General features: G+C 58.2%; 1 protein-coding gene and 2 pseudogenes. All 3 read left to right on the top strand.

Annotation, left to right across the window (positions count from 1 at the left end; all coding sequences use genetic code 11):
• Positions 1-305, top strand: a pseudogene (locus AC0AP0_RS08805) (hypothetical protein); the annotation flags it as partial.
• 120 nt (positions 306-425) lie between these two features.
• Positions 426-1,016, top strand: coding sequence for a DJ-1/PfpI family protein (locus AC0AP0_RS08800; RefSeq protein WP_490430194.1), 591 nt, complete (start codon positions 426-428; stop codon positions 1,014-1,016).
• 108 nt (positions 1,017-1,124) lie between these two features.
• Positions 1,125-1,793 (top strand): annotated as a pseudogene (locus AC0AP0_RS08795) (N-acetyl-gamma-glutamyl-phosphate reductase); the annotation flags it as partial.

The following is a 1,793-nucleotide window of genomic DNA, read 5'->3' as shown; positions in this document are numbered from 1 at the left end:
CCTCCCAAAATCCGGTCTACGGCCACTGGGATCCCTGCGCCATCATCGCCTTCCTTATGGCCCTCTTCTTGCCCATGCCTGTGATTCCCGCTCTGCTGGGTGGCGTTTCCATGTATCGGACCCACCGACTGCATATGAAGGGCTATGGATTGGCTATGGCTGCCCTGATCATCAACCTGCTTTTCACGCTTGCCTGGATCTGGCTGCTGGTCAACGGCATCTCCCTGAATGATTTCTACCAGCAGATGATGCCATCGCCCTCGACGGGCGGCGGCGGATCCGGCTCAGGTGGCGTCAGCGCCTGAAAACTCAAGGCGCTGGCTCCTTCTGGATGCGATTATGCATTTGCATTAGCCGGAATTCACGTTTGTGCATATGCTGTCAGCCTTGACATATAGAGATCTACGAGGGGGATGTTCGATCAGATGGATTTGGATATTAATATCGTCGTATTCGACGGGTTTGAACCCTTGGATGTTTTTGGCCCCTTTGAGGTTTTCATCAATACTGATGGCGCCCGAGTGCGGCTTTTCTCTCTTGACGGGCCAGGCTTGAAAGTCGGTGAGGGCGGTGTCAGGGTCGAAACTGTAGGACCAGAAGATATTAATTCCCAAGGGGTTCTGCTGATACCCGGCGGGTCCGGTACTCGAACTCTGGTTGGGGACGACCAATGGACAGGGCAGCTGGCAAGCTTGGCCGCCAGGTCGCCGCAGGTAATGACGGTCTGCACAGGCTCGGCTCTCTTGGCTGCCGCCGGTGTGCTCGACGGTCGGCGTGCGACCTCAAATGACTTGGCCTTTGACTGGGTCGTCAGCACAGGGAAGCGTGTGGACTGGATCAAGGATGCGCGCTGGGTGGTCGATGGCAAGTTTCGTACATCTTCGGGTATCTCGGCCGGCATCGATATGGCCTTGGCCTTTGTAGAGGAGGCGTGCGGGTCCGAGGCTGCGGAAAAGGCCAGCAGGCAAATGGAATATATCCGCAACAGAGACTCCGGTTATGACCCCTTCGCATAGTTGAAAGTGTTGCACAGCTAGAGCAGATATATAGCGACACGCCGAATTGCATAAATATGCGTTTTACTGCATGAGTATGTATGATGGTGCCCGATGAAGGGAGCACTCATGCGGCAATACACGGTGGCTGTAGCGGGAGCTTCGGGGTATGCCGGCTCGGAGATGATCCGTCTATTGGCGGCCCATCCAGCCTTTCAGGTATGCACGGTCACCGGTCATGGCTCGGCTGGCCGTCTGCTGGGGGAGTTCTCGCCCAACCTTCCGGAGTCGATAGCCTCGCTGCAGATTCAGGATACCGATCCAAAGATCTTGGCCGGCCACGATCTGGTGGTTCTGGCACTGCCTCACGGGGCTTCGGGTCCCCTGGCAGAGCAGCTGGATCCGCAATCGCTGATGGTCGACCTGGGGGCTGATCACCGGCTGGAGGATCCTGGCGACTGGCAAGACTACTACGGCGGGCCCTTCTCAAGCCCGTGGACCTACGGGATGCCTGAGCTGCTCAATCCGGGTGGCGGTCGCCAGCGTCAGCTGCTTGGACAGACTCGGCGGATCGCTGGTCCTGGCTGCAATGTCACGGCAGTCACTCTGGCCTTCCAGCCTGCTTTAGCCGCCGGACTGGTGCAGACCGATGATCTGGTTGCTGACCTGGCGGTCGGCTACTCGGGCGCCGGACGCTCAGGCGGCAGAATGGATCTGCTGGCAGCCCAGGCCATCAATTCAGCCCATCCCTACTCGGTCGGAGGCACCCACCGGCATATCCCTGAGATTCTGCAAAAT

It is taken from the genome of Bifidobacterium sp. POST2/T3 (B1), assembly GCF_058197115.1.
The sequence above is the reverse complement of the archived record's forward strand: the minus strand, read 5'-3'. Positions and strand labels throughout refer to the sequence as shown.